The sequence below is a fragment of the Pseudoalteromonas piscicida genome, from assembly GCF_002208135.1.
Lineage (GTDB): Bacteria > Pseudomonadota > Gammaproteobacteria > Enterobacterales > Alteromonadaceae > Pseudoalteromonas > Pseudoalteromonas piscicida_A.
This window is the reverse complement of the sequence record NZ_CP021647.1, coordinates 340,377-364,554: the sequence shown is the minus strand read 5'-3', so window position 1 is coordinate 364,554 and position 24,178 is coordinate 340,377. Positions and strand designations below refer to the sequence as shown.

Genomic DNA, 24,178 nt, shown 5'->3' with positions numbered 1-24,178 from the left:
ACCTCTACATGGATCATTTATTATTTTTTTCCGCAAGCTCTGCGAGCATATCTCGGGTCACCAATACGATCCCTTTATTCGACACTCTAAAGCCATTCTCTTTGTCTAAGTCAGTATCATAACCAATTGTCATCCCTTCTGGTATTTGACAACTGCGGTCAATGATTGCATTTTTGATTTTGCAGTTACGTCCTATTTTGGCGCCTGGCAGAACAACGGCTCCCTCAATTTCACAATATGAGTGAACATGCACATTGGAAAACAGTAATGAACGCTTCACCTTAGAACCAGAAATAATACAACCACCAGATACCGTCGAGTCAACGGCCATACCACGTCTATCATCATCATCAAAAATAAATTTAGCCGGCGGCAACTGTTCCTGATAAGTCCAAATTGGCCAATGAGGGTCATAAAGGTCAAGCTGTGGTTCAGGAGAAACCAACTCCATGTTTGCTTCCCAGAATGAATCTAGCGTACCTACATCTCGCCAATATGGCTGCCCTTCGTGTGAAGGGTCACTAAATGGATACGCATACACATTATGCTCTTCTATGATGGATGGGATAATATCATGACCAAAGTCACGCCCCGACCCTTCTCGCTCCGCGTCCTTTTTCAACTGCTCGAATAAAAACTCAGTATTAAACACATAGTTCCCCATAGACGCCAAACATACACCTGGCTTTCCAGGGATCGAAGTCGGATCTACCGGTTTTTCATCAAAGCGACGTACCCGATTGCTTTCATCAACGGTCATTACACCAAAGGTTTTCGCTGCTTCTTCACAGGGCACTTCAATACAACATACAGTCATGTCTGCGCCTGTCTCTACGTGCTTTGCAAGTAAGCCACCATAATCCATCCTATAGACATGATCACCAGATAAAATCATAACGTACTTGGGCAGCTCATGACGAATAATATCCATATTTTGGAATACTGCGTCTGCCGTACCGCAGTACCACTCATCACCATAACGCTGTGATGCTGGTAATATCTCTACGGATTCTCCCAGCTCCTTTTTAAAATGACCCCATGCACGATTAACGTGGCGAATAAGTGAGTGCGACTTATACTGCGTGGCAATGCCAACCCGACGGATCCCCGAGTTAATGCAATTAGACAGTGGAAAATCGATAATTCGATGTTTACCGCCAAAATAGACTGCAGGTTTCGCTCGCCAATTGGTGAGCTCGTGAAGGCGCGAACCTCTTCCACCCGCAAGTATTAAAGCATATGTTTCTCGAGTGAGGGTACTAATATAACGATTCGCATAATTAGGCATTATTTCTTCTCTCCATAACTTTTTGCGGTGACTACTGCATCGGGCTCAAGCGCCAAATATCATCGCTGTAATCTTGAATTGTTCTATCACTAGAAAATTTTCCACTTGCTGCGGTATTGAGAATACTCATGCGCAGCCAATGTTCCTTGTCTTTATATGCTTGAGCCGCATGCTCTTGGCTCTCAACATAGGAAGGAAAATCTTGTGCCACTAACCAAGGATCGGTACTACTCTTAATTGAGTTAATTACGTCATCAAAGATATTAGGCTCAAATAGGTTAAAGTGCCCACTTTCGAGCAAAGCCATAACACGTTTTAGGTCATTGCTACTTTCTATTATCTTAAGGGGCTGATAATTTTGTCGCACTTGCTGTGCTTGTTCAGCAGTTACACCAAACAAGTAAAAATTGTCTGCACCAACACATTCTCGTATTTCGATATTCGCCCCATCGAGAGTGCCTATGGTAATAGCACCGTTCATCATGAACTTCATGTTGCCTGTACCAGACGCTTCTTTTCCAGCGGTTGAGATCTGCTCTGACAAGTCCGTTGCAGGGCAAATCACTTCCATTTTTGACACATTGTAATTGGGCATGAAAGCCACTCGAAGATAGGGCTTAGCCGCAGGGTCATTATTGATAACATTGGCAACGTTATTGATTAATTTAATGATCTTCTTCGCCATGTAATAACCAGGTGCAGCCTTACCACCAAAGAGTACACAACGAGGAACGAGCTCTGCCACATCACCACGACAGATCCGATCGTAAAGATGGATAACGTGCAACACGTTAAGCAGCTGACGCTTGTATTCATGAATACGCTTAACCTGAACATCAAACATCATAGCTGGGTCAAACTCGACCTGACATTCACGGGCGATTAGTTCTGCAAGGCGTTGTTTGTTGTTTTGTTTTACTGTCAACCACTGCTTTTGGAAGGCATGATTATCATAATAACGACGTAGTTCACTAATTTTAGAAAAATCCGCTTGCCACCCGTCGCCAATTTTATCGCTAATCAATTGCGCCAGTTCTGGATTACAGTGCGATAACCAGCGTCTTGGCGTCACACCGTTGGTTTTATTATTAAACTTCTCTGGGCAAAGTTGATAGAAATCGTTGAACAAGCCAGCTTTTAATAACTCGGTATGTAAAGCCGCAACGCCATTGACAGAATAACTGCCTACAATCGCAAGATACGCCATGCGAATTTGAGGATGACTGGACTCCTCAATCAGCGACAGCGCGCGCTGCTTTTCCATATCACCAGGCCATTTAAGTGCGACTTCCGAGAGAAAGCGGGCATTGATCTCATAGATAATTTCGAGCAACCTAGGTAACAAGCGCGCAAATAGACTCACCGACCATCGCTCTAATGCTTCAGGCAATAAAGTATGGTTGGTATATGCCATGGTTGATGTCGTTATCTTCCACGCGGCATCCCACTCCAGCTCGTAATCGTCTAATAAAATGCGCATTAGCTCAGCTACAGCAATACTGGGATGGGTATCATTGAGTTGGAATACGTGATAATCCGCAAAATCACTGAAATCTTCGCCGTATTGCTCAACCCAAGTTGCGATCACGTCTTGCAAGCTCGCGCTGGATAAAAAGTACTGCTGCCTTAGTCTCAGTTCTTTACCATTTTCACTGGCATCATTGGGGTACAGCACCATCGTTATCTGCTCTGCGAGATTCTTCTTCGCCACCGCTTCTGAATAACTACCGGCGTTAAATTCGTTGAGGTCAAACTCATCGGTCGCCTCTGATTTCCATAGCCTTAATGTGTTAACGACCTCATTACGATATCCAGGAACAGGAACGTCGTAAGGCACTGCAAGAATATCTTGCGTATCAAGCCACTCTCGATGCTGCCTACCATTTTTGTCGGTGTGCACCTCAACATGACCAAAAAATTTCACTCTGCGGGCTTGCTCGGGCGCGGCAAGCTCCCATGGGTGGCCTTCACGAAGCCAGTTATCTGGCTGTTCGACTTGATGACCCTGCTCACAGGTTTGGTTAAACATCCCAAATTCGTAACGCAAACCGTAACCAACAACAGGAAGAGCTAATGAAGCACAGCTATCCAAAAAGCAAGCTGCAAGGCGGCCTAAACCACCATTTCCAAGACCTGCATCATGTTCAGCCTGGGCGACCTCTTCAAGCTCGGTACAGTATTCTTGTAATGCCGCTTGCACTTGTTCTTCTAAATCTAGATTCAATACTGCATTAGACAGCGCCCGACCCATTAAAAACTCCAACGAAAGATAAGCTGCTTTGCGCGTCTTTTTACTCTTAAGGTGTTCTTTGGTTGCCCGGCAGCGGGCGACTAAGCGGTCACGAATAGTCAAGGCTAATGCATGGTATAAATACAGTCGCGACTCTCCTACTTTGTCTCGACCTAAGGTGTAATAAAAGTGACGAGTCAAATCATCACTCAAGGTGTTTTCATCTATCTTTGGTGCATCTTGCCAATGTTTAACGACGCATACTGGCGCACTTTTATTAGCCATGCTTTTCATCCCCTTTGATTGATGTAAATATCCATGCTGATTTAGCTGGAACCTGTAAATAAGAATCTAACTCTGGTCTTTGCGGTTCAACCGCGGTGGTGATTGCTTGCTGCCAATGAGACGAAAATGCGCTAAACGGCAGCTTTATTTGCAGCGCACTCTCACTGGCGTTCAGTATTATCAATAAGCTCTGCCCTAACCGTTGATCGGTGATGGTATAACTCAACCATTTGCGGCTTGGCTCTCGCCATTGGTCAGGCGATAACGGCTTTGCTTGTTCATTAAACCAATTCACGGCAAAACGACTGTCACTGTCATGGACATAAAATGAATGAGAAAACGCGGCAAATTGCTTCCGAAGCGCAAGTAAATCTTGGATAAAGAAAGTTAACGCATGGTGTTGCTGGTGGTTTTTCCATGCCAGCCAGCTAGTGCAGTTGTCTTGGCAGTAAGCATTATTGTTGCCACTTTGCGTATGTGCCATTTCGGTTCCCGCACAAATCATCGGGATCCCTTTGGATAAAAACAAAGTGAGTAATGCATTTTTCTGCATACTGAGACGCAATTCATTGATTTGAGGGTCTGCACTGAACCCTTCTACCCCACAATTAAATGAAAAGTTTTCACTGTGGCCGTCTCTATTTGCCTCACCGTTTGCTTCATTGTGTTTATGCTCGTAAGCCGTCCAATCAAACAATGAGAAGCCGTCATGACTGGTAAGAAAATTTATGGAGTTCAGAGGACCACGTAAGTTATGTTCAAACAAGTCACTGGAGCCATGAATACGCATCGCAAGCTCTGGCAATACTCCCTCATCGCCACGCCAGAAGCGCCTAACGGTATCTCGATATTTATCATTCCACTCACGCCAAGGAGAAGGAAATTGTCCAAGTTGATATCCACCTGGACCAATATCCCAAGGCTCAGCTATCAGTTTTACTTTGCTAAGCACTGGATCTTGATGGATCGCTTGCAAAAATGCATGTTGATTTGAAAATCCCGAGGCTTGACGAGCAAGGATCGTCGCCAAATCAAAGCGAAAACCGTCCACCCCCATGTATTCTACCCAATAGCGCAAGCTGTCCAAGACAAGTCTTAATACCACTGGGTTCGAGATATTCATTGTGTTTCCACAGCCAGTGTCATTAATGTAGACATTGGGCTTACTCGGCAAGGTGCTGTAATAGGTCAGGTTATCAAACCCTTTAAAGCTAATTGTCGGGCCATCCAAACCACCTTCAGCAGTATGGTTAAACACCACATCCAAAATAACTTCAATACCGGCTTGATGGAGCCGCTCTACCATTTCCTTAAATTCGTTGATGTCGTCGTTGACGAGATAACTTTTGTGTGGTGTAAAAAAGTTGAGGCTGTTATATCCCCAATAATTTTTTAGTCCTTTGGTCGTCAGAAACTGCTCATTGATAAACGCATGAACAGGTAGCAGCTCAATCGCAGTAACACCTATATGCTTTAGGTGATCGATAAAAGTTTGTTCAGCAATCCCTAAATATTTTCCTTGGTGTTTACTTGGAATATCGGGGTGTCGAACAGTTGCCCCCTTAACATGACATTCATAAATCACCGTTTTACTCCACGGAGTCTTGGGCCGTTTTCCTTGATACTTCTCAATCGCCGTTACTTTACTCTTTGGCATATCACAGGCGTTATCAGAAGGATTTAAATGGCCCACTGGTAAATGGCAAAAATGCCGTTCACTCCAAGTAAACTCACCAAAAAAGTCGCGGCAATATGGGTCTAAGAGTAACTTATTAGCATTGAAAAGCAGCCCTTTTTCCGCACTATATTCTCCATCTACGCGATAGCCGTACAAGTCTCCGACTTTTGCTCCCTCGATAAACAGTGACCAATTTCCGCCTTCATGCCGAAACATCCCTATCCGATTCACTTCGCTATGGCCGCTTTTGTCGAACAGACACAGGGTTACGCGTTTCGCTTTGGGTGCATAAACACAAAAGTTAACGCCTTTATCACTGGCCGTTGCACCCAATAATTGATGATCGCCGCGATAACTGGTTAGCATGTGCCACCAGAGATCAGCTGCAAATACACGGTTGCCAAAGGCGGAACGGTTATATCAATACTTTGCTCAAGACCATGGCTTGCTATGTTTTTCGATTCAATGAGTTGTTGTTTATGTGCAACAACTCCAACGCCGCTCCCCCAAAACGCTTTGTCATCCGTGTTTAAGATAACTTGATACACACCCGCTGACGGCACGCCTAAACGGAATTGAAAATGGGTTTGTGGCGTAAAGTTTGCTATCACCACCAGCGGTGTGACACCATCTCGTCCGTAGCGTACAAAACTAAATATGCTTTGCTCTGCATTCCCCCCATCAACCCAGTTAAACCCGGTTGATTTGTTATCGCACTCGAATAATTGCGGCGTTGATTTATAGGTCGTATTGAGCGCTTTGACACACTCATACACGCCTTGGTGCGCTTCACTTTCAAGCAACTTCCAGTTGAGTTGTTGGTTATGATCCCACTCCTCTCGGGGGCAAGTTCAGCGCCCATAAACAGCAACTTTTTACCTGGGTGAGCAAACATAAAGCCATAGTAGGCACGTAAATTAGCGAATTGCTGCCAATCGTCTCCTGGCATTTTGCTTAGTAGCGCACCTTTGCCATGTACCACTTCATCGTGACTTAATGGCAAGATGTAATTTTCAGAATAGGCGTACACCATCGAAAAGGTCATTTCATGGTGATGGTACTTGCGGTGAATTGGGTCTTTGGACATATAGTTTAGCGTGTCATTCATCCACCCCATATTCCACTTATAACCAAAACCCAAACCATCGTGTTCAACACTGCGGGTAACACCGGGCCAAGCTGTGGATTCTTCAGCGACCATCATAATACCTTCGTCAACACCATAGCATTTGGTATTGACTGATTTGAGGCACTCTATTGCACCTAGGTTTTCACGACCGCCATATTGATTTGGCACCCACTCCCCATGTTTACGGCTGTAATCCAAATAAAGCATCGATGCCACAGCATCCACTCTTAAACCATCGATGGCGTATTCTTTTATCCAATACATTGCATTAGACAGCAAAAAGCTTTTTACTTCAGCGCGATCGTAGTTAAAAATATAGGTGTTCCAATCTGGGTGAAACCCTTGACGCTTATCAGCATGTTCGAATAGATGTGTGCCATCAAATTTATGTAAACCATGGGGATCTGAAGGAAAATGTCCCGGCACCCAGTCGATAAGTAACCCGAGTTCTTCACAATGACAGCGCTCAACGAAGTAAGCAAAATCCTCAACGCCACCAAAGCGACTGGTTGGCGAGAATAGCCCGACAGGTTGGTAACCCCAAGAGCCATCAAAAGGATATTCACTGATAGGCATAAGTTGCAGATGGGTAAACCCAAGTGACTTTACATAGGGGATCAGATCATCCGCTAACTCCCGATACGTGAGATAGCGATTGCCTTCTTCCTCTCGGCGCTTCCAAGAGCCCAAATGCACTTCGTAAATACTAATTGGCGCATCAATTTTATTACGCAGCGCCTTTTTAGTATGCTCAACTTGGCTCAATGTGAAAGGGGCTGGTCGCGCCTGAGTTATACTCGCAGTGCCTGGTGCTTGTTCCATTTTAAATGCAAAAGGGTCTGCCTTTTCTATACGCTCACCCTCAAATGTGGTGATTGCAAATTTATAGCAGCAGTCAACATTCAGTGCAGGTATAAATAGCTCCCATACACCACTGGCTGGATGTAAACGCATCGGATGCTGCACGGCCTGCCAATGGTTAAACTCTCCTATCACCGAAACAGACAACGCATTTGGTGCCCAAACACCAAATCGAAACCCTGTTACACCATCTATCTCTACTTGATGTGCACCTAAATGCAAATAAGCTTGGGCTTGTGTTCCCTCATTAAATAAATACAGAGCATCATCAGCCAAACAACTATCAAAACTATATACGTCCCTCGCAGTAACTGTCTGCTCTGGATAATGCACTTCAAGCTGGTAATCTTTGCTGATGTCGTCCGTTTTAAAATCTAATGTGAATAGCGCACTTTTGCGAAACCGTTTAAGAACATAGCTGCTATTGTTTGTAAGCACCTTAATTTCTGTCGCGCCTGGGATAAAACAGCGTACGACTGAGCGCTGCGGATCTAGCTGGTGTAGCCCTAAAAAGGAAAATGGGTCGCGACATTTACCCGCTTCCAAAGCGGCTAATTGACTGATGTAGTCATTTACTTGGGCGTCTTCTATTTTTGCTTTTGTATTCATCTATTCATTCCTGCTGCTTACTGCATCTCGGATCAGCGACCGAGATCTTGCAATAATTTCATCTGATGTCTGATTAAGTCGCCTTCTCCAATTTGGATACTCTTTGTCGGTGCCAGGAATATTCACTGGTAACTTCTGTTCGTTGAGGTCATCAAACTGAATTGTCAGCATTTTTGCAGGCGACTTTGCAAGCACATTGATTAGCGCTTGATACACATCACGCGCTTCGCTCTGAAGACTCACACTCACATCACCATAACGACTGAGCCAATGACAAAGCTTCTCTCGCTCAGATACTCGCTCTTCATCCGCTTTTGCTAGTTTTGGTTCGCTCAATAACAGGTATTCACGCTTCAATCTAAGATCATCATGGTTCCACCAACCAAAAAATGGGGGTACGTCATGGTTAGCAACCATCAGTAAAGCGTTTTCCTTATAATGCATGGGTGGTAAAAACTGTCCGTGATAGTCTTTCTCGAAGTAAAAAAGAATATTGCTATATATGTGAGACTCAGACATTGCCGCTTTGATTTCTATTGGAACAACCCCTAAGTCTTCACCAATTATCATCACTTGATGTTTGACGGACTCAATTTTGAGGATCGCTAAGAGGTACTCAAATGGATAATATACATAGCAACCTGTTTGCTGCTGGTCTTGAAAAAAGCACCACCACAACCTTCTTAGACCCATCACGTGATCAATTCTTAACGCCCCGACACCGGTTATGTTCGCTTGAATCAACTGTTTAAAAAATGCAAAGCGCTGCGCTTTTAACTTAACTGGGTTTAACGCTGGTAGTCCCCAGTTTTGACCGAGCTCTGCCCAAGGGTCTGGAGGCGCGCCCACGCGAGCATGTTTGGTATACAAACTTTTATTGCTGTTATATTCACTTGAGCCGTCGGCACAGCCAACGGCTAAATCGTTGATTAAGCCTACAGCCATACCGGCATTCAGTGCCGAGGATTGGCATTGAGTGAGTTGCTCAAACGCAAGCCACTGCAGAAACTTTGCAAAGTCATCCTCCTCAAATGTCCTAAGCTCTTGCTGCTTATTCTGGCAAAATCGGGCAAAGTCTGTACGCCAGGCTCCACTTTGTTCACTCAATAACTGCCACGCAAACCGTAACGCGTTAAGCTTGTTTTCCATACAGTGAGTCATATCAAGATATGTCGAGTTTAAGTTACGCTTTGAGACGTCTAAATAGTCGGCGAACACACTCACATCTAGGCCAAATTGTTCACACAAAAGCTCTATAGAAATGTAAAAAGGGTGCAGTAGGCGGCGGTCATTTGGGCTGTACGGGCTTGCTTTTTCAGGTTCATCAACAAACAACAAATGCAGTGGGTTTAACAAAATGTAGTCAACTCCTTCAGCTGCACTTGCCTCAACTAATTGCTTTAGCTCATAAAAATCCGCACTTAGCTTGCTGCCAGCAGGCTTTAACGAATATAGCTGAATAGACAATCCAAGGAGCTTTTTATGTTGTTCAATCGGGTCATAACACTGCCTAGGGGTAACCCAAAGCTCTGTCTCAAACCGCACACCATTTAACATTACCTCAGCGCTATGATAACCGACTTCAATCACGTTTATTGGCACTTCAAGTTGTACATAACGTGTATCTTGATAGAGGTAGTCTCCAATCACTACTTGCTTGTTTGGATCGCAAACACAGTAATAACATAAAGCGGGGATCGACACAGTTAATTCGTTAATTTGCAGACCAGCATCCACTCTTATTGTGATCTTTGGCGCCTCTTGGCAAAGCAAAGTTATGGCTTCGACCGGCGTTAACCACTTGGCAATATCCAGCTCAAAATTGAGTGTATCTATTGCATCTGGGTTACTGACATCAACACCGCACTCCTGCAGAGCCTGTAAGCGAGTTTGGTGATCAAATACCACGTGATCACCGGTGTATTTATGGTACTCGTAACCAATACCATAGAGATAAAGAAGCTGCGCAATGTTGTCCATTTATAATGTTACGCTCTCGCTGTGGACACAACGCTGTTATCTTCTCCAAAGCCGTTTGGCACATAGTCATCCGCTTGATGATCATTGTCCCAAACTTCACCATCAATCAAATATCTGAAGTGGTAATCTTTATCAGTTGGTAAACGGTGTTTAAGCTTAAATGCACAATCTTTTTTGATGAATTTCATCGGCTCTGGCTGCCAGTCATTAAAATCACCAGCAAGTTCCACCGTTTTCGCTTCTGGGTGTGAAAATGAAAATGTAATTTCTGCTTCGTCTTTTGTTTTAAAAAACCGTTTAGTGAGCATATAACCCCATTTACCTTTTGTGAGTCCTTATTTCACAGTGACGTACGCTAATACTGCAAACGACTGGTAACTGTGTACGATTTATGTCGAGCCTATTGAGATTTAAGTGAAATTTAAGTGAAATTAAATTGCAAGTAGATGGCAACTTACCGTTCGCTTTCAAAATCAACAGCTCTAAGTACAGCAAACAAATATTGAGTTTGTATGACAGTACAAATTTGGTGCAATTTTGCACCGTTTTGGCGCAATCTAAATCAGATAAGCAGTGATTTCGGTTTGCTATGAGTTCCTTGCAATCACTGAGCCAATCACATGAAGAATCAACAAGAAAGCTAGTTAAGAATGCTTATCATGTAAAGTGAATTTAACTAATAATTGATCCCGCTCATATAAAGCAGTTTGCATAGTGAAATTTTTAGTACTTTTGCATGACGAAGTTTGCAACTAAATGCTAAAGTGTGTAAAAAACTGGGTTAGCAACTAAAATTTCAGATTACATTTTTTACGATGAAGATGTCATCTACGTACTATTACTTCGTAATATGCAAGAGTCTGAATTACTAAGGAAAGCCTATTCATGCCAAATGCGATAAGACTAACAAGTACCCTACTTATGGGCACATTATTTGTTGTCATATTGCTGCACCTGTCTTTTAAAGCCCATGTGCTTGAGCTGCTCGCAACAACCTCGGCAAAAGAAAACCTTACAGCATCAATAGTATCACCTTGGTATTCCTCACTACTTCACGGTTTGAACTTTGCCGCAAGTGGAAGCCACACCTATGTTGCAGTTGAGTCAACGCTCGGAATCCCCAAATATCTGGATGTAAGTACAGTTTGGTATGCCGTGTTCACCTCTCCAATCACACTGATTGCAATCACAACGTTACTCGCGGTTATTGGATATCTTTTCAAATCAGAGCGCAGATATCGTAATCAAGACGATGACATCAGCGAGGTGAATAAGGACGTTGGAGGAATATTGACGCGTTTAGAAGTCGACAGTGCGCCACTGCATCACAAGTCTTCTCTTGCCAAGCTCAGCCATGCGATCCACGATTTGTCTAGCCATCTTGCACGAGTAAAACGCCATTCAGAATCACAAATTTTTCAAGATAAGCTCACTAAGCTAATAGATAGACATGCGTATATTGACCATATTGAAGCAAAATTAAAGCAAGCGGAATTAGCGCGACAAAAATGTGGACTGCTATTTATTGATTTGGACGGCTTTAAACAGGTCAATGACTCCTTTGGCCACAGTTTTGGCGACGAAATTCTGATCCAAGTTGCCGCTCGGCTCTCAAAAGTGGTTCGCCAATATGGTTTAGAAGATTGCCACCCTATTCATGGCCTTGAACAAAACCTTTCAAGACTCGGCGGCGATGAATTTTCGCTGTTTATTCCCGAATTAAACAATCCAAGTTTGTGTATAGAAATCGCACAGTCCATTCTTAGTGACATAGAGCGTGATTTCTTGCTTGGCAATAAGCTTGTCAAAATTGGGGCAAGTATCGGCATCGCGGTATACCCAGATAGTGCAGCAACACCGAACTCGTTATTGCAGATGGCTGATGTTGCCATGTACAGAGCAAAAACGGATGGTCGTGGGATTTTTAAAGTTTATTCCCCGAAATGGGTTCGAAGATGCGACGTTATCATTACCTCTTAGAAGAGTTACGACTCGCCATCTCTGCGCAAAGCTTTTATCTGTCATTCCAACCGATAGTGCATGTTGAAGATTGTGCTATCGACTATTTTGAGGCGCTTATTCGTTGGAATCACCCTATAGAAGGGCAAATTCCACCGGCCGAATTTATTCCGATCGCAGAGGAATCTAATTTAATTTTAGAGCTTGGTGATTGGATCCTACTTGAGTCGTGTAGGCAAATGTGTGCATGGCATAATGCAGGGATGAAAAAGGTAAAAATCTCAGTTAATGTTTCTGGAATACAATTAAAACACAGAAAGGTCTTTGAATGGGTAAATGCGGCCCTAGAAAAAACCGGCTTACCAGCCACTGCTTTGATGTTGGAGATCACGGAGTCCACTCTTATTAAGGCCAGTGGTGAAACTATTTCACAATTGCAACAATGCCGAGATGCTGGAATAAGTGTCGCAATTGACGACTTTGGCACAGGTTTTAGTTCACTAAGCACCCTCGCCGATTTACCTATTGATGTGATAAAAATCGATAAGCTGTTTATCACTCAAGCCAATAGCAACCCCAAGTACCGAAAAATCCTCAATTCAATCAGCGAACTTGGACAGCAGTTAGAATTAAAGATTGTTGCCGAGGGCGTTGAACAAACCGAACAATTTGAGTTAGTTAAAAACTTAGGGATCAGCTGTGTACAGGGGTATTTAGTTAGCCGACCCGAAAGCTCAAATAATGTGGGTAGCAAAGTGCTAAATGGCAATGTGAATCATATCGCAGCCACCGGCACCAGCATTTGGTTACCAGAACAAGTTGGATAGGTGTTGTTAATTGTAAAGCGGAGTACTTAACAAGTCGTGATAAACACCCAAAGTATTTAGCCAGAACTCGAGGTCAGGTTATTTATCGCTTAAATTTGGTCTCTAGGATAACTGACGAGTTGGTACGCTCAATCCCTTCTAAATTACCGATTTCATCTAGCAGATGGCTCAATTGCTCCAAACTCTGCGCTTCAACAATGGCAATCAAATCATACTCACCACTAATGGCATAAAGCGCAGAAACATTTGGCAACTGCTGCAATGCCAAATTAGCCTTTGTAGTGAGTTTTTGTTTTACCTTAATAGAAACGTGTGCCGCTACTAAATCGTCCATGTACTGTTCAGCGAACTCTACGCGATAGCCTTTAATTATGCCATTTTGCTCTAATTTTGCGATACGATTTTGTACTGTGGTCCTAGAGAGATCTAATTTACGTGCCAACTCAGAGATGCTCTCTCGTGCGTTATTACGCAACAGTGCAATCAGCTTTTCGTCTTGTGAACTAATCATTTTGCAATTTAACCATGTTAATTTGACATAAATGATAGCAAATATGTGAATTATTGCACTGCAAATTATTGCAAAAGCGCGTAATAATGAAGAAATAACAAGTTGGCTGTGGGCAGAACAACAAATAATCAGCTCCTGCCCGACAGTAAGTAATACCGCACAATGATAACAATTTAGGAGAAAGCGTCATGCAAGCAAATCGCGAATTATTCGATGAAGTCATGGTTCCAAACTACAACCCGTCAGCCGTTATTCCAGTTAAAGGTGAGGGCTCTCGTGTTTGGGATCAGACAGGTAAAGAGTTCATCGATTTTGCAGGCGGTATCGCCGTGAACTGTCTAGGACATTGTCACCCTGCGCTTGTCTCTGCACTTAAAGAGCAAGGCGAAAAGATTTGGCACCTATCAAATGTGATGACCAATGAGCCGGCGCTTCGCCTGGCAAAAAAATTAACGGATGCGACATTCGCAGAAAAAGTCTATTTCGCAAACTCAGGCGCTGAAGCAAATGAAGCGGCACTTAAACTTGCGCGTCGTTGGGCACTAGATAAGTTTGGTGCAGAAAAAACGCAAATTATCGCATTCAACAAAGGCTTCCATGGTCGTACTTTCTTCACGGTAACGGTTGGTGGTCAAGCTGCCTATTCAGATGGCTTCGGCCCTAAACCTGCTGATATCACTCACATCGACTACAACGATTTAGCTGCTTTTGAAAAAACAATCTCAGACAACACTTGCGCAGTCATGATGGAACCGCTCCAAGGTGAAGGCGGGATCATTTCTCCAAATGCTGAGTTTGTGCAAGCTGTGCGCGAACTATGTGATAAGCATAACGCGCTACTTATTTTTGATGAAGTACAAACGGGTGTTGGCCGAACTGGTGATCTATATGCTTATCAAGGACTAGGTGTAACGCCTGACATCCTAACTAGCGCAAAAGCACTAGGCGGCGGTTTCCCGATTGGCGCGATGCTAACCACCACAGAAATTGCAGCTCACCTTAAAGTGGGCACCCATGGCTCAACTTATGGCGGTAATCCACTAGCCTGCGCGGTGGCAGAAGCGGCATTTGACACGGTAAATACAGAATCGGTGTTAGCTGGCGTAAAAGCCAAAGAACAACTATTCAGAGATGGCCTAAATGCTATCAACAACAAATACAATGTATTTTCTGAAGTTCGCGGTAAAGGTCTGCTTCTTGGTGCGGTACTCAATGATAAATTTGAAGGCCGTGCACGTGACTTTCTTGTAGCAAGTGCAGAGCACGGCTTAATGTCGTTAGTTGCCGGTACCAACGTAGTTCGTTTTACGCCTTCTCTAGTGATCACTGATGAAGAGATCCAAGAAGGTCTAGCACGCTTTGAACAAGCGGTTGCTGCAGTAGTAAACGGCTAAGGAGCTGGGGACCTCGGTCTCCTCTTTCTCATGTTAGTATTAAGACCAATACAAAAAACTGACTTCGACGCGCTAAAAACCATTGCGGTTGAATCTGGCCATGGGTTTACCTCACTGCCAGTAGATGACGAATTGTTGTCTAATAAAATTAACCGCTCAGTTGAAAGCTTTGCAAAGTCAGTGTCAAAACCATACGACGAAGGCTATTTATTCGTTCTTGAAGACACACGCACGGGCGAAATCATAGGCACCACTGCGATTGAAGCTGCGGTCGGTATGTCTGTGCCGTTATATCACTATCATCTTGGCAAAACAGTACATCACTCAAGAACTTTGGGTGTCTATAATACCGTTGATATTCTGTCGATGTGTAACGACTACACCGGTAGCTCTGAGATCTGCACGCTATTTTTACGTGAAGGTCATCGTCAGGGATTAGCTGGTCGCTTTCTTTCAAGAAGCCGTTTCTTATTTATGGCAGAACATGCAGAACGCTTTAGCGATACCGTTATTGCAGAGATGCGTGGTGTAAGTGACGAACATGGCCATTCGCCATTTTGGCAGTGGCTGCAAGAGCACTTTTTTAGCATCGAATTTCCGCAAGCAGATCACTTGGTCGGTCTCGGGGACAAAGTGTTTATTTGTGAACTTATGCCCAAGTATCCAATCTATGCAAACCTACTAAGTCCAGAAGCACAAGCTGTGATAGGTAAAGTGCATGAGAAAACCAAGCCTGCTTTGCGTTTGTTACAAAAAGAGGGGTTTGAACACCGTGGCTATGTTGACTTGTTCGACGCAGGTCCAACGGTGGAAGCCAAACTAGACAACATTAGAACGGTTAGAGAGTCGTTTAAAGGTGAAGTTGAAATAGTCGCTTCACTACCTGACAAGCTCCCTAGTCTCGCTATTTCAAATGGTCGATTAGACGCGTTTAAAGCCACGTTTACCGATCAGGCTTATCTGTGCGAAGCGGAAGAAAAAATTCAGCTGACCGCAGAGGTAGCCAATGCGCTTGATGTCACTCAAGGTGAACTGATAAACGCATTTAAACTATAGATTTCAATGTCGTGCTGATACCAATTGGTATAAAGTTTAACAAACTGTCACCAAGACAAAAAATTAGGAAACCATTATGCACAGCAACGTAGATACACTATTTGAACACCTGTGGGATAACTACCTAGAAGTAACACCTTCTGCCGTTAAAGTTCATGAACTACTCGGCTCAACGCAAAAAGACGACGTGATCAATGACCACATTGCATTGCGTACCTTTAATATTGAAAAAGTAGGCCTAGAAAAGCTCGCTGCACATTTTAAAGCAGTGGGTTATACAGAGTGTGGCGAATACCATTTTGAAGCGAAAAAGCTATATGCTAAGCACTATGAACACCAAGATCCAACTAAACCAAAGGTGTTTATCTCTGAGCTGCTCGTTGAAAAATGTTCAGAAGAACTACAAGCTATCGTTAAAGACATGGTTGAGCAAATCGACGAGTCAGCAGTAACAGCTGAAAACTTCCTGTATTCTGGCACCCACTGGCGTGTTTCTCACGAGACATACAAAAAGCTACTCGCTGAGAGCGAGTATGCCGCATGGATGTCTGCATGGGGCTACCGTGCAAACCATTTCACGGTAAGCATCAACTACCTGAAGAACTTCACCACAATTGAAGCTGTAAACCAAGCACTCAAAGACAATGGTTTTGAACTAAACACCTCTGGCGGCGAAATCAAAGGCTCTCCAGAAGTGTTACTGGAGCAATCTTCGACGCTTGCTGATCACCAAAACGTGCAGTTTAACGACGGTGAATTTAGCATTCCAAGCTGCTTCTATGAGTTTGCTCTGCGTTATGCCAAGCCTGACGGCGAGATCTATACTGGTTTTGTTGCAGCTTCTGCTGACAAAATCTTTGAAAGTACTAACGCAAGATAATCGCGTTTAAAATCAGTGCTCGCCAAAGCACTCTGCCTAAATTGTAAAGCAGCCTTACTGGCTGCTTTTTTATACCAATTTGCTTAATTAAGTGAGCTATTTTGAGGCGAGAAAATCTTGTCGATAACTAGGCTAAAATTTTGCGATTTAGTTGTTCTAAATAAGAAATTTTTAACGCCGTTAGCGTCAGATTTACTCCTTCAAATTGAGCAAGTATTAAGATAAATTGGTATTAGTTAATATTAGCCACAACCCCAATCAAACTCGCGGTTTACCAAATCAAGCATACCTATCCCTCCGGCAAAGTTATGCCCACCTAAGATCTCTTCGAATTCAATGTAGTAAGGGGTAAGAAAATCCGGGATCCCTTGACCATTTAAACTCGTCCCGTCCAAATGATTTGGCGAAATACTCTCTAACCACTCAGGGTCGCCTTCGTACGGATCAATATAACCTGTATCTTCATATTCGCTTGGCGTCTTGCCCGCATTAGGATCACTAGGGTTGGCGACAAGCTCAATTGCACGGTTAAAACTCAGTGCTTGTGGAGGAATACCACCAAGCTCACGATCTATTCTGTACTCTTCAGCAGGCAAACTTAGATACTGGGTATAATTCATTTTCCAAAAGCAATAATTTTGGCAGTAGACACCGCGGATATTTTCACTCCAAAACTGGAGATATTTGGCAGTGTGGCATTATGATGTATTCTTATTTGTTCACCTGACATGTGCTTTTTGCAATGTGTGGTATGGGCATCCGCCACTAATGTAACTGCATAACCCAAACCCGCGGCTCGCCGACTCGTTGTATCAACACAAAACTCTGTAGCATAACCACAAACATAAATATGTTGAGCTCCATGTTCTTCAAGTATGTTAGACAGATTTGTGTTTAAAAATGAATCAGGGGTGGTTTTACGCACGAACAGATCATTGGCGTCAACTTGAAGTACCGATTGTAATTGCCAACCTTCACTACCATACTCAATCGCAGTACCGTTTTGCTCATGTTGAATATAGATCACTGGCACGCCTTGCTTTCGAGCCCAATCTGTCACTAAGTTAATTTGGCTTAACACCTCTTCACTTGCATACGGTTTGGGCTCTGGGTCGAATAAAAGGCTCTGTACATCAATTACCAATACTGCAGATTTCATAGCATACTCTTTTTGGGCATAATCTTGCTTATAAACTCAAAAGCCGCCAACACCTTGAACAGCATTCATTCTTTCAAGGGTTGTAGTGCCCAAGCAATATAAATTACAAGCGTTATATTGTCATTTTAATATTTATACATTGGTCTTACTGCCACATTAGCTATGTCTCAATACAGCTAAACAAGTTATGATAAATGTGTATGCAAAGACCTTATGGATAGCACACTTATGGACAAGATTGATCATCAGATAATACCCCCTTTAGCGACATTACTATGCTTGGTCATAAGCGGGTGTGACGACCTTGGCCAACAAATAGACGCGCTTACTGGCGAGCAAGACAAACAAGTGCAAGCACTTATTGAGCGCACTAAAGCCCAAATGGTGTTTGTTGAAGGCGGCAGCTTTATGATGGGCGATGGTGGAGGTCCTAATAACTTGCCTTGGACCATAGCCCGCGATAATAAACCCGCTCATAAGGTGACCCTTACCAGCTATTCGATGGGCGCTTATGAGGTAAGCTATGGAGATTTTGATTTATATACCGCGGTAAACGACCTACCAAGAACCATGTGGACAAAATGGGATAAAGATGAAATTTGGCGTGCACCTGAATTCCCTGCTGGAGTGAGTTGGTATGGCGCAAAAAACTATTGTTTATGGCTCGCTGAGTTAACCCAGCTACCCTTTGATTTACCCACAGAGGCGCAATGGGAATTTGCAGCACGAAACCGTGGCGAGAATATTCTTTTTGCCACAGATAATGGGTGGATAGAAGAGGGTCGTAATTATGAACTAAACACTGATTATGCGGAACCTTCTGGCACATACCCCTCTAACCCATTGGGATTCTATGATTTAAGTGGAAACATGATTGAATGGGTCAATGACTGGTGGGCTGAGGATTACTATCAACACTCACCAGAGCAGGATCCTAAAGGGCCAAACGAAGGCAGAAAAAAGGTTATGCGAGGAGGAAGATTTTTAGAGTCTCCTCGCGGTAGTAATGTATATACACGGCAAGAGTCAGATGAGCTTGATGAAGCGTATCGTGCTAAAGGATTTCGCTGCGCGCTAAATCAAGCGAAGCCACTTCCAGTTCAATCTGTTAACTAGTGCATTATCATCACATTTATCACCGTAAAAGTCAGCGTTTATTCAAGCTACTTACTTTATGCTGTGGCAATTTTGATTTCGCCTGTACGCTTGGTATGCTTGAGCAGCACTAAGGATAAATAACATACGGAAAGTCACCATATGGAAAATAAACGGATACATTCACTCTCCCACTTTGCCAACATTAACCGGCGCAATATTATCACCAATAAATACGCAACCGTTCCCAGCCTCGCAGTACTGTGTTTGGTAATGACCGGGTGTGACGACCTTGGCCAACAAATAGACGCGCTTACTGGCGAGCAAGACAAACAAGTGCAAGCACTGATTGAGCGCACTAAAGCCCAAATGGTGTTTGTTGAAGGCGGCAGCTTTATGATGGGCGATGGCGGTGGTCCTAATAACTTGCCTTGGACCATAGCCCGCGACAATAAACCCGCTCATAAGGTGACCCTTACCAGCTATTCGATGGGCGCTTATGAGGTAAGCTATGGCGATTTTGATTTATATACCGCAGTAAATGACCTGCCAAAAACCGTGTGGGAAGAATGGGATAAAGATGAATTCTGGCGCGCTCCAGAATTTCCGGCAGGCGTGAGTTGGTATGGCGCAAAAAACTATTGTTTATGGCTCGCTGAGTTAACCCAGCTCCCCTTTGATTTACCCACTGAGGCACAATGGGAATTTGCAGCCCGAAACCGTGGTGAAAACATTTTGTTTGCCACCAATACTGGTATGCTTGAACTCGGTGTAAATTACTCTCTCGCCGAAGAGCCTGAACCGCATATTAGTGGCACCTATCCACCTAACCCATTGGGGTTTTATGACTTAAGCGGCAACATGATCGACTGGGTCAATGACTGGTGGGCTGAGGATTACTATCAACACTCCCCAGAACAGGATCCTAAAGGGCCAAAAGAAGGCACAAAAAAAGTGATGCGTGGCGGAACTTTTATGGAATCTCCACGTGGCAGTAATGTTTATACACGGCAAGAGTCAAATGAGCTAGACACTAGCTACAGGGACATCGGGTTTAGATGCGCACTAAATCAACCTACACCACTAGACATGCAACCAAAGTAGCTAACCTTGGTTGCTATTACGCTGTTATGCCAGTGCAACAAATGGACTAATATTAAGCATTGCGACGGCAACCGAGCCGGAGCGTGCTCGGCTTGGTAGTTGGCGCCGCCATGCGTCAAACTCATGCTGCTGAGCGCCTTCTAAAATACTATTAAGCTGAGATAAGCCCTCTTCTCGGCTACATTTTTCGCCGCCCTCCCCCATATGCTGCAATACTTCGTCTAATTCCTCAGTGCAAAGAATATGCTTAAGTATAATAATAATCGCATTTTCACGCCGCTCATTTAAACCAGACCAACTGTAGGTACCCGAGTCAATTAAACTCGCTAAATTAGGATTAGCAAGTAAATTTAACATTGCTCCCTTAGCTTCAGGCACCGTAAATTTTAACATTTCGGGCTCTTGTAGAATATTATCCATCATATCTTTCGCGCGTTCATGGATTAAAACAGTTCCCCGCCACCATGTATCGACTTGACGGGCGCTAGAGCCCACATAATTAATTATCTCATTACCTGTTGCTATATGCATGGCTACTGCTTTATAAAGCACGTTAAATGCCAATGGCTGTATAAATTCAAGGTAATCATAATCATTATTTTTAAGCTGGTGATAAACAAATTGGGCAAGCGTGACAATTTCATCTACACCTATCTCACAGACCAACTCTCCGCCAGCACCTACGCCCCAGATAAGTCCCAACTTCGCGCGAAGTATAAACTTTCCGTCTTCATAACCAATATAACATCCTGCGTGTGCACCGGCGCCAAATGCACCCTCTGCCTTTCCACCTAGTTTAGCTAAATCACAAAAACTAGATTTACCAGATTTTTCTGGGTTATCCCATTGCAAAGCACCTGTTAACTCACAGCCTGCGGATACCCCAGCAAATGCACTGAGCTCACCTTTTACAGGTTCAAACTTGCGATCAGCGCGGCTAAGTGCTTTTACTTGTTCAGGGGTTAATCCCTCAAGCATCATTTTACCTTGCTTTACTGTACAGCCTACATTTGCCGCTGCTTGTAATTTAGCGCCTGCATAGCCAAAAAAGGCAATGGTCGCATTTAATCGGAGCGCGCCTAAGTTTATCTCACGCTCTTTGGTCGTATTTTTAAGCGGCATCATAAACTTAAATTCATACCCATTTTTATTAGGGTAGTAACCACTCATTGCAGCTTTTGCTTCACCGACAGCAAAATCGACTTTGGCATCAGCTTGAAATGAAAAGACACCATCCTTTGGGCTAAAGTTTGCAGCAATGCCTGCACCATGGGTGTAGCGCATTAATCGCGCATCTGCACTGGCATCAAAATAGTCGCTTTTTTCAAACCTTTTTATATTTAGATCTTTATTAAGCTCCCGAGCCCATTCGCCCCATATGGTTGTATACGTGTCGACAAGCTTCTTATCATACTTAAAATTGACCTTTAGCTTGCTCAAATCATTTTTAAGCGCTTTGTTCAGTTTGCTACGGTCTAAGTTGCCATTCGCATCGCTAAAACGACGACCGTTTCGAATGTCCGTATCAATTTTATAGCGTCTAGTATGATTGGCGATTTTATCACTCCGCACATAGGTATACTTTCGGCCTTTAAAGCCAATGACTTCGGTAATTTTATTAGCGGTAGGGCCTGAAACAAGTGGTTTTAGGGTCTCGTTTAACGCCTTTTTTGCGTCAATTACTTTATCATCTTGCTTCGAGAGGTCTTGTTGTCCAGCCAGCGCTTGCTTTAGCTGCTCCATGGGAGGGTTAAGTACTTCCATTTCTTGCTCTAAAATATCGGCAAGTGACTGGGTGACCGCTATAAAGCTGTTATCTTCTGGAATATATATAAAATCAATAATTTCCTGTTGGTCTTCAGATTCTTCAACCGAAAAACTCACGGAGTGCGTCGCACCTCCGGCTTCAGCGGTTAATGTGTATTCCCCCGCCACAAGCGGTAGCGCCAACTCCCAATCGTAGCCTCTGTCTGGTAGATATTTGCCATTCACTTGCTCCAATATGGCTGATTTTGAACCCGACGTTGGCCCTTTCCAGATTAGGTTAACGCTATTGCTGTTATAAAATTGCCCTTTAACGAGTACATCAAAGCCGGTATTCACCCTGACTTTATCACCCGCTTTGGGAGGATTTTTTATAGTAAACTGAGGATGGTTGAAGCCATATATACGGCTTTCATTCGGTGTGCCAGTATACTGCTCGACAACACTCGCAGCAGTTTCTCCCGGCCCTAATACATGATTTGCAAAACGTCTTTTAGTGGCTTGGTTTTGCTCTAGTTTTACGATTTGCTTTGGGTTTGGTTGACCAATAATGACAGATGGCGCAATAGTATCTATGGGTTGTGCTGTACTTTCTAGCTTAGTGGGTGTTTTTTTAATGCCAGCGTTATTCTTACCCATTGACGGTCGCGTTGTACCTACTCCTTGGCTACTATTGAAGCCCACACCATCATTTTTTGAGGCATCGCTTGTAGCAGCATATTTAACTGCAGCACCTAAATGTGCACCGTTTTGGCTTAACTCTCCCGCCCCACCCGAGAAGCCTTTACTGCCACCAGAAATGAGCTGACCTTCCACGTTAGCCTCAAGCGTTGACTTTTTAATAAACGCAAAGATCTCCTTTATATTGCCTTGCGAAACCGTTTTGAGACGTTGTGCTTGGTTATTTGAAATAACAAGTAGTTGTCTATCGTCATGATGATGAAGTCCACCATGCCAGTAACGAGCGTCTTTTGGATCAATACGTATATAGTCAGTGTGATGGGGGTTAAGTGCTTTAAGAATGATGGTGGGCACTTTAGCCATCGGCAACCTGGTTGGTTGTGCCAAATTTTTTACGTCTGAATCTGACTGAAAAAGTGAATCATCGAATGTACCTTGCTGTGCGTCTTGCACAAGCGCAGGCCACTTGTCAAAAGGCTTCATGCCAATCCTTCCTTGTTTATTCCGGTTGTTCCTCATCAATGCAATTTGCTACTCATCAATGAGCGCGAGATATTATTCGGGGTAGATTTTATACCGATGGAGTCAGTTATTCAATCAAGGAAAAATTTTGCTATTTGCCTGTTCTAAATGATGAGAAATTTTTAACGCCGTTAGCGCCTGATTAGCTCCCTCAAATTAAGGAAGTGTAAGACAAAATGGTATGACATATCATTGTCAAAAAGTCCCTGTAGAGTTTAATCTAGGTTACTCTAACACGCTCAAAAGTTAGTTGGTGCGGTAATATTTTCGCGTTGAAAAGCACTTTGATAGCAACAGGGCCAACTTAACCAAAGGCGATTAAAGGAGTTAGCATGACCAGTTATGTATCAGAAATAAAGGCGCTAAATCGTGGGCTAAGTGTAAAGCCTCCCATGACACACCCCGCTATTGATTCAAAAAAACACTACAAAAGCGAGTTAAAGTACTGGCAAACCCAACTATTACATGTGCAACAAGCCTATTTTCATCAAGGGAAGCGCGCTATTTTAGTGTTTGAAGGCTGGGATGCGGCTGGTAAAGGAGGCGCTATTCGCCGCATGACAGAAAAGCTCGATCCGCGGGGCGTTAAGGTCTACCCAATCGCAAAACCAACGCCTGAGGAACAAGGCCGGCATTACCTTTATCGGTTTCAAACAAAGCTACCTCCTCGGGGTACTATGACTATTTTTGACCGTTCATATTACGGCCGAGTGTTGGTAGAGCGGGTTGAAGCATTTGCTAGTGAGCAAGAGTGGCGCCGCGCCTATCAAGAAATCAATGAATTTGAGCGTCTGCTGACGGATGATAATGTCCGCATCGTTAAGCTATTTTTACACATTAGCGAAGACGAACAACTCAAACGCTTTACAGAGCGTTTAAATAATCCTTATAAGCGCTGGAAACTAACGGAAGAAGATATTCGCAACCGCCAAAAGCGACAAGATTATGAGCAAGCAATTGATGATATGTTTGCTAAAACCGATACGAATTTAGCGGGATGGCATTTGATCCTCGCGGAACATAAATGGTATGCCCGCGTACAAGTGATGAAAACCATTGTCGAAGCGTTAAGCAGGGGGGTTGATATTAGTCCCCCACCTATCGATAAAGCCGTTGTAAAACTGGCAAAATCTCAATTGGGTATTGTTCAAAGGGGGGACTAATCC

General features: G+C 43.6%; 15 protein-coding genes and 2 pseudogenes. 7 read left to right on the top strand and 10 right to left on the bottom strand.

Translation table 11 applies throughout. The annotated features are described in order from the left end of the window. Positions 1 to 13: 13 nt before the first annotated feature. The 6 genes and pseudogenes from glgC to B1L02_RS20110 form a co-directional block, all read right to left on the bottom strand. Positions 14 to 1,288 carry a glucose-1-phosphate adenylyltransferase gene (gene glgC, locus B1L02_RS20135; RefSeq protein WP_088532563.1) on the bottom strand — a complete coding sequence of 425 codons (1,275 nt, stop codon included), beginning with the start codon at positions 1,286 to 1,288 and terminating at the stop codon, positions 14 to 16. A 31-nt stretch (positions 1,289 to 1,319) separates the two neighbouring features. Then, entirely contained in the window at positions 1,320 to 3,803 is a 2,484-nt protein-coding gene (locus B1L02_RS20130) for a glycogen/starch/alpha-glucan phosphorylase (protein ID WP_088532562.1), read from the bottom strand. Then, on the bottom strand, positions 3,796 to 5,847 hold the full coding sequence (gene glgX / locus B1L02_RS20125; RefSeq protein WP_088532561.1) for a glycogen debranching protein GlgX: 2,052 nt from the start codon (positions 5,845 to 5,847) through the stop codon (positions 3,796 to 3,798). Before glgX ends, B1L02_RS20130 begins: the two co-directional genes overlap by 8 nt. Continuing rightward, a pseudogene (gene glgB / locus B1L02_RS20120) lies at positions 5,841 to 8,080 on the bottom strand (1,4-alpha-glucan branching protein GlgB). The gene glgX and the pseudogene glgB overlap by 7 nt, the downstream one beginning before the upstream one ends. After that, on the bottom strand, positions 8,081 to 10,060 hold the full coding sequence (gene malQ / locus B1L02_RS20115; protein WP_088532560.1) for a 4-alpha-glucanotransferase: 1,980 nt from the start codon (positions 10,058 to 10,060) through the stop codon (positions 8,081 to 8,083). 8 nt (positions 10,061 to 10,068) lie between these two features. Then, positions 10,069 to 10,368, bottom strand: coding sequence for an isoamylase early set domain-containing protein (locus B1L02_RS20110; RefSeq protein WP_088532559.1), 300 nt, complete (start codon positions 10,366 to 10,368; stop codon positions 10,069 to 10,071). A 577-nt stretch (positions 10,369 to 10,945) separates the two neighbouring features. Here B1L02_RS20110 and B1L02_RS20105 point away from each other — a divergent pair. Then, positions 10,946 to 12,846 (top strand): annotated as a pseudogene (locus tag B1L02_RS20105) (putative bifunctional diguanylate cyclase/phosphodiesterase). Between the two features lie 82 nt (positions 12,847 to 12,928). Here the strand turns inward: B1L02_RS20105 and B1L02_RS20100 are convergent. Continuing rightward, complete coding sequence (locus B1L02_RS20100; RefSeq protein WP_088532558.1) at positions 12,929 to 13,357, bottom strand: Lrp/AsnC family transcriptional regulator; 429 nt, start codon at positions 13,355 to 13,357, stop codon at positions 12,929 to 12,931. 188 nt (positions 13,358 to 13,545) lie between these two features. On the opposite strand from B1L02_RS20100, the gene B1L02_RS20095 reads away from it, so the two are divergent. The 3 genes from B1L02_RS20095 to B1L02_RS20085 all read left to right on the top strand — a co-directional run bounded on the left by B1L02_RS20095 (position 13,546) and on the right by B1L02_RS20085 (position 16,687). Further along, positions 13,546 to 14,751: an aspartate aminotransferase family protein gene (locus tag B1L02_RS20095; RefSeq protein ID WP_088532557.1), complete on the top strand. Its 1,206-nt coding sequence runs from the start codon at positions 13,546 to 13,548 to the stop codon at positions 14,749 to 14,751. Positions 14,752 to 14,781: 30 nt separating this feature from the next. Continuing rightward, positions 14,782 to 15,807 carry an arginine N-succinyltransferase gene (gene astA, locus B1L02_RS20090; protein WP_088532556.1) on the top strand — a complete coding sequence of 342 codons (1,026 nt, stop codon included), beginning with the start codon at positions 14,782 to 14,784 and terminating at the stop codon, positions 15,805 to 15,807. Positions 15,808 to 15,883: 76 nt separating this feature from the next. Next, the gene (locus tag B1L02_RS20085; RefSeq protein WP_088532555.1) at positions 15,884 to 16,687 is read left to right on the top strand and encodes a DUF1338 domain-containing protein; all 804 of its coding nucleotides are present in this window, start codon (positions 15,884 to 15,886) and stop codon (positions 16,685 to 16,687) included. Between the two features lie 242 nt (positions 16,688 to 16,929). On the opposite strand, the gene B1L02_RS20080 is transcribed toward B1L02_RS20085, so the two are convergent. Together B1L02_RS20080 and B1L02_RS20075 are read right to left on the bottom strand one after the other, a co-directional pair. After that, a complete protein-coding gene (locus B1L02_RS20080) occupies positions 16,930 to 17,307 on the bottom strand; it encodes a hypothetical protein (RefSeq protein WP_223229950.1) in 378 nt (125 codons plus the stop codon). Then, positions 17,304 to 17,846: a cysteine hydrolase family protein gene (locus tag B1L02_RS20075; RefSeq protein ID WP_088532554.1), complete on the bottom strand. Its 543-nt coding sequence runs from the start codon at positions 17,844 to 17,846 to the stop codon at positions 17,304 to 17,306. Before B1L02_RS20075 ends, B1L02_RS20080 begins: the two co-directional genes overlap by 4 nt. Before the next feature lie 228 nt (positions 17,847 to 18,074). On the opposite strand from B1L02_RS20075, the gene B1L02_RS20070 reads away from it, so the two are divergent. Together B1L02_RS20070 and B1L02_RS20065 are read left to right on the top strand one after the other, a co-directional pair. Next, complete coding sequence (locus B1L02_RS20070) at positions 18,075 to 18,962, top strand: formylglycine-generating enzyme family protein (protein WP_223192189.1); 888 nt, start codon at positions 18,075 to 18,077, stop codon at positions 18,960 to 18,962. A gap of 141 nt (positions 18,963 to 19,103) precedes the next feature. Further along, on the top strand, positions 19,104 to 20,045 hold the full coding sequence (locus B1L02_RS20065; protein WP_088532552.1) for a formylglycine-generating enzyme family protein: 942 nt from the start codon (positions 19,104 to 19,106) through the stop codon (positions 20,043 to 20,045). 24 nt (positions 20,046 to 20,069) lie between these two features. On the opposite strand, the gene B1L02_RS20060 is transcribed toward B1L02_RS20065, so the two are convergent. After that, positions 20,070 to 22,973 carry a hypothetical protein gene (locus B1L02_RS20060; protein WP_088532551.1) on the bottom strand — a complete coding sequence of 968 codons (2,904 nt, stop codon included), beginning with the start codon at positions 22,971 to 22,973 and terminating at the stop codon, positions 20,070 to 20,072. A gap of 371 nt (positions 22,974 to 23,344) precedes the next feature. On the opposite strand from B1L02_RS20060, the gene B1L02_RS20055 reads away from it, so the two are divergent. Next, a complete protein-coding gene (locus B1L02_RS20055) occupies positions 23,345 to 24,175 on the top strand; it encodes a polyphosphate kinase 2 family protein (RefSeq protein ID WP_088532550.1) in 831 nt (276 codons plus the stop codon). Positions 24,176 to 24,178: the final 3 nt, after the last annotated feature.